Consider the following 5291-nt stretch of genomic DNA (forward strand, 5'->3'; position numbering starts at 1 on the left):
CGCGGCGCGGCGACTCGGGCAGGCGCCGCCGACGCGCGGCAGGCGCCGCGTGTGTCGGGACCGCGCGGACACACGTTGAGCGACGCGACGCGCCGGTCGATGGGAATCACGCGCTGGCAGGGCCGACGGCGCAATGCGTCACGCTTGCCCGTGCAAAGCGTGACGCACTGCCGGGCACGGCGAAGCGCTGCACGACATCGCCGGCACGAGCGGCGGACTCGTTTCAAAACGAGTCCGCCGCTCGCACCCGCCCTCAGGCGCCGACGGTGGTCGTGGTGACCGTGCCGTGATACTCCTGCAGCGACCGCACGTCGAGCCCCTGCTCGCGCAGTGCCTTGATGGCGCTGACGGTCGCGGCGCCGCCCGTCAGCGTCGTGATGCAGGGCACGCCCTGCATCATCGCCACCCGCCGCACGCTGCGGTCGTCGAAGAACGATTCGCGGCCGAGCGGCGTGTTGAGCACGAGCTGGATCTGCTTGTTGACGATGCGGTCGCCGACGTGCGGGCGTCCCTCGTTGATCTTGTAGACGACCTCGACCTCGAGCCCGTGCGCACGCAGGTAGGCCGCCGTGCCGCGCGTGGCCACGAGTGTGAAGCCCAGCGCCGCGAGATCCCTGGCGATCGGCACGACGTTGGGCTTGTCGTCGTTGTTGACGCTGATGAACGCGGCGCCGTTCAGCGGGATCTTCTGACCGGCCGCGATCTGCGCCTTGGCAAACGCGGTGCCGAAGGTGGACGCGCCGCCCATCACCTCGCCCGTGCTCTTCATCTCGGGGCCGAGGATGGTATCCACGCCCGGGAAGCGCACGAACGGGAACACCGGCGCCTTCACGAACACGCCCGTGACGTCGAGGTCGGTCACCAGGCCGACTTCGGCCAGCGACTTGCCCGTCATCACCCGCGCCGCGACCTTCGCCAGCGGCACGCCCGTCGCCTTCGACAGGTACGGCACCGTGCGCGACGCCCGCGGGTTGACCTCGAGCACGTAGACGGTGTCGTCCTTGATGGCGAACTGCGCGTTCATCAGCCCGATGACGTTCAGCGCACGCGCGATGCGCCGCGTGTAGTCCTTGATCGTCTCGAGATGCTTCTCGGCGACGAGGTAGGTCGGCACGACGCAGGAGCTGTCGCCGGAGTGGATGCCGGCCTCCTCGATGTGCTCCATCACGCCACCGATGATCACGCCGCCCTGACCATCGGCCACGGCATCGACGTCCAGCTCGAAGGCATCCTCGAGGAACCGATCGATCAGGATCGGCTTCTCGGGCGACACGTCGACGGCGTTGGCCATGTAGTTGTCGAGCGTGCCGGCGTCGTAGACGATGGCCATCGCCCGACCGCCCAGCACGTACGACGGCCGCACCACCACCGGGTAGCCGATCTTGGCCGCCGCCTCGCGCGCTTCGTCCCGGCTGGCCGCCATGCCGTTGGCGGGCTGCGGAATGCCGAGGTCCCACAGCAACTGCGAGAACCGCTCGCGGTCCTCCGCGAGGTCGATCGAATCGGGCGACGTGCCGATGATCCTGACGCCCGCCTCCTGCAGCGCGAGGGCCAGCTTCAGCGGTGTCTGGCCGCCGAACTGCACGACGCACGCGACGTCGCCGCCGTTGGACCGTTCCCGCTCGATCACCGCCAGCACGTCCTCGAGGGTCAGCGGCTCGAAATAGAGCCGATCGACCGTGTCGTAGTCGGTCGACACCGTCTCGGGATTGCAGTTGACCATCACCGTCTCGAAGCCCTCCTCGCGGGCGGCGAAGGCGGCATGGCAGCAGCAGTAGTCGAACTCGATGCCCTGACCGATGCGGTTGGGCCCGCTGCCGAGGATGACGACCTTGGGACGGGGCGTCGGGTCGGCTTCGCACTCCTTCTCGAAGGTCCCGTACAGGTACGGCGTGAAGGACTCGAATTCGGCCGCGCAGGTGTCGATGCGCTTGTAGGCGTTGCGCAGGCCGAGCTCCTCGCGCTTCTCGCGCACGGCGCCCTCGTTGACCTCGGTCAGGCGTGCGATGTCGCGATCGCCGAAGCCGTTGCGCTTCAGCGTCCGCAGCAGGTCTTCCGACATGTTGCGCAGCCCGATGTCACGGGCCATCTTGCCCAGTTCGACCAGTTCGGCGAACTGCTCGAGGAACCACGGGTCGATGTGCGTCAGTTCGTGCACCTGACTGACGGTCCAGCCGCGCTCGAGGGCGCGGAACACCGACCACATGCGCCGGTCGTTGGGAATCACCAGCGAGCGGCGCAGCGCCTCGATCTTCTCTTCGTCATCGTCGACGGCCTGGCCGAACAGCGAGGCCTGGTTGCTGGTCAGCTCGAGCGAACGTACCGCCTTGAGGAACGCTTCCTTGAAGGTGCGGCCGATGGCCATCGCCTCACCCACCGACTTCATCTGCGTCGTGAGCGTGGCGTCGGCCGTCGGGAACTTCTCGAAGGCCCAGCGCGGGAACTTGACGACCACGTAGTCGATCGTCGGCTCGAAGGAGGCCGGCGTGACCCGCGTGATGTCGTTGGGAATCTCGTCGAGCGTGTAGCCGAGGGCGAGCTTGGCGGCGATCTTGGCGATCGGGAAGCCGGTCGCCTTGGACGCCAGCGCCGAACTGCGCGAGACGCGCGGGTTCATCTCGATGACGATGTAGTCGCCGTTGGCCGGATTGACCGCGAACTGGATGTTGCTGCCGCCGGTCTCGACGCCGACGCGCCGGATGATGCGGCGGGCGGCGTCACGCAGCCGGTGGTACTCGCGATCCGACAGCGTGATGGCCGGCGCCACGGTGATGCTGTCACCGGTGTGCACGCCCATGGCGTCGACGTTCTCGATCGAGCAGATGACCACGAAGTTGTCCGCGTGGTCGCGCATCACCTCGAGTTCGTACTCCTTCCAGCCGATCACCGACTGCTCCACCAGCACCTCGTGGACCGGGCTCAGGCTGATGCCGCGCTCGCAGATCTCGCGGAACTCCTCGAGGTTGTAGGCGATGCCGCCGCCGACGCCGCCCATCGTGAAGGAGGGCCGGATGATGGCCGGGAAGCCGATGTCGGCGACGCAGGCCAGCGCTTCCTCGAGCGTGTGCACGACGGCGGAGGCTGGCACCGGGATGCCGATTTCCTTCATCGCCTGCTTGAACTTCAGCCGGTCCTCGGCGACCTCGATGGCCTCGATCTGCGCGCCGATGAGCGCGACGCCGTACTTCTCGAGGATGCCGGCCTTGGCCAGTTCGACGGCGAGATTGAGCGCCGTCTGGCCACCGACGGTCGGCAGCAGCGCGTCGGGACGTTCGCGCGCGATGACCTGCTCGGCCATCTCGACGGTGAGCGGCTCGACATAGGTGCGATCGGCCAGCTCCGGGTCCGTCATGATCGTCGCCGGATTGCTGTTGATCAGGATGACCTCGAGGCCCTCGCTCTTCAGTGCCTTGCAGGCCTGGGTGCCGGAGTAGTCGAACTCGCAGGCTTGCCCGATCACGATGGGACCGGAGCCGATGACGAGCACGCGGGAGATGTCAGTACGGCGGGGCATCTAGGCGCGCGCCTCCATGGCGTCGAGAAATTCGCGGAAGAGATAGTCGGCGTCATGAGGCCCCGGCGCCGCTTCGGGGTGGTACTGGACACAGAAGATGGGCCGGGACTTGTGCTTCAACCCCTCGACGGTGTCGTCGTACAGGTTCACGTGCGTGACCTCGACGTCGTCGGGAATCGTGGCCGGATCGACGGCAAAGCCGTGGTTCTGCGAGGTGATCTCGACGGCGCCCGACGCGAGGTGCTTGACCGGGTGATTGGTGCCGCGATGCCCGAACTTCAGCTTGAACGTCCGCGCGCCGAGCGCCTGGGCGAGGATCTGATGACCGAGGCAGATGCCGAAGACCGGGACGTCCGCGTTGGCCAGGACCTTGGCGTTGTCGACCACGTACGGCAGCGCCGAGGGATCGCCCGGCCCGTTGCTGAAGAACACGCCATCGGGGTGATCCTTCATCAACTCCGCCGCCGGCGTCGTCGCGGGGTAGACGCGCACGTCGATGCCGTGCTCGGCAAAGCGCCGCAGGATGTTGTACTTCATGCCGAGGTCGTAGGCGGCGACCTTGAGTCGGCGCCCGGCCCGGCGCTGCGGCTCGAGAATGAGGTCGCGGCCGACGGCGGCGCCCGGTTCATCGGCGGGCGCCCAGTCGAAGGGCGCGGGGCACGTGACGTCCTTGACCAGGTCGGCCCCGGCCATCGGCCTCGCCGCGCGCGCCTTGGCCACGAGGTCCTCGCCGCGCACGGTCGCGCCGGTCGCGATGACGCCGCGCATGACGCCCGACGAGCGCAGCACGCGCGTCAGCGCCCGCGTGTCGACGTCGGAGATGGCCACGATGCGGTTGGCGACCAGGTACTCGCGCAGCGTGCTCTCGGAGCGCCAGTTGCTGGCCACGCGCGACTCCTCGCGCATGACGAACCCGGCCACCTGCGGCCCGCGTGACTCGCCGTCCTGCGCAGACACGCCGTAGTTGCCGATGAGTGGCGCCGTCATCGTGACGATCTGCCCGGCATACGAAGGATCCGTGAGGACCTCCTGATAGCCGGTCAGGCTCGTGTTGAAGACGACCTCGCCGCTGGTTTCCCCAGCAGCGCCGGCGGCCACGCCTTCGAAGACCTGGCCGTTCTCGAGTGCGAGTTGCGCTTTCATTCCTGTTCCTGTTGCAACGTGGCCTGGACCCGGACCCGCGTGCCGCCAATCACGGCGACGCGGCCCTCCCACGGCTTGAATCCCGGCGCTTCGACCCGCACCGTGTGAGCACCCTGGGTGAGCCCGGGGATGGCGGCCGGCGTGCTGCCGTAGGCCTGGCCATCGACGAACAGCCGGGCCTGCGAGGGCGTGGACACCACGAAGATGCCGCCGGTCGGTGCGACGTCGGCTGCAGCTGGCGCGGCCGGCGCTCGCGCGGGAGCCGGTGTCGCGGCCCCCGGAGGCGCGGTGGGCGGAGCCGCGGTAGCGACGGGCGCCGCGGGCGTCGTGCCCTCGCGCACGAGATCCACGCTCATCGACGCGACCGTCTGCGACGCCAGCAACGTCACCTCACGCTCCACGGTCTGGAACCCGGCGCGCGAGATGGTGATGGCGTACTGGCCGAACGGCAGGTCGCGCAGCACCACGGGCGTCTCGCCACGCAGCGTGCCGTTGATGCGCACCTCGGCCGACGGTGACGAGCGGATCAGGACGCGGCCCGTGCCCGTGGCCGCAGGGGGCGGCGCCGGTATGGCCTCGCGCACTGGCGCGGGCACCGAGGCGACGGGCGGAGCCACCCGCGGCGGCGTCACCG

General features: G+C 68.8%; 3 protein-coding genes. All 3 read right to left on the reverse strand.

Annotated features, from left to right (window positions below):
- Positions 1-253 precede the first annotated feature (253 nt).
- Positions 254-3514 (reverse strand): carbamoyl-phosphate synthase large subunit, encoded by a 3261-nt coding sequence (gene carB, locus Q0C41_RS29505; protein ID WP_291990268.1) that lies wholly within the window; start codon positions 3512-3514, stop codon positions 254-256.
- A complete protein-coding gene (gene carA, locus Q0C41_RS29510; RefSeq protein ID WP_291990270.1) occupies positions 3515-4657 on the reverse strand; it encodes a glutamine-hydrolyzing carbamoyl-phosphate synthase small subunit in 1143 nt (380 codons plus the stop codon). It lies immediately after the preceding gene.
- Positions 4654-5291, reverse strand: a 638-nt coding sequence (locus tag Q0C41_RS29515) for a PEGA domain-containing protein (RefSeq protein WP_291990272.1), incomplete at its 5' end; no start/stop codon positions are given. The genes carA and Q0C41_RS29515, both read right to left, overlap by 4 nt.

It is taken from the genome of Luteitalea sp. (genome assembly GCF_022842525.1).
Taxonomy (GTDB): domain Bacteria; phylum Acidobacteriota; class Vicinamibacteria; order Vicinamibacterales; family Vicinamibacteraceae; genus Luteitalea.

What these genes read in the sequence shown, in the direction of transcription:
- carB (WP_291990268.1), bottom strand. Translation starts at nt 3,514, where the DNA reads ATGCCCCGCCGTACTGACATCTCCCGCGTGCTCGTCATCGGCTCCGGT.
- carA (WP_291990270.1), bottom strand. Translation starts at nt 4,657, where the DNA reads ATGAAAGCGCAACTCGCACTCGAGAACGGCCAGGTCTTCGAAGGCGTG.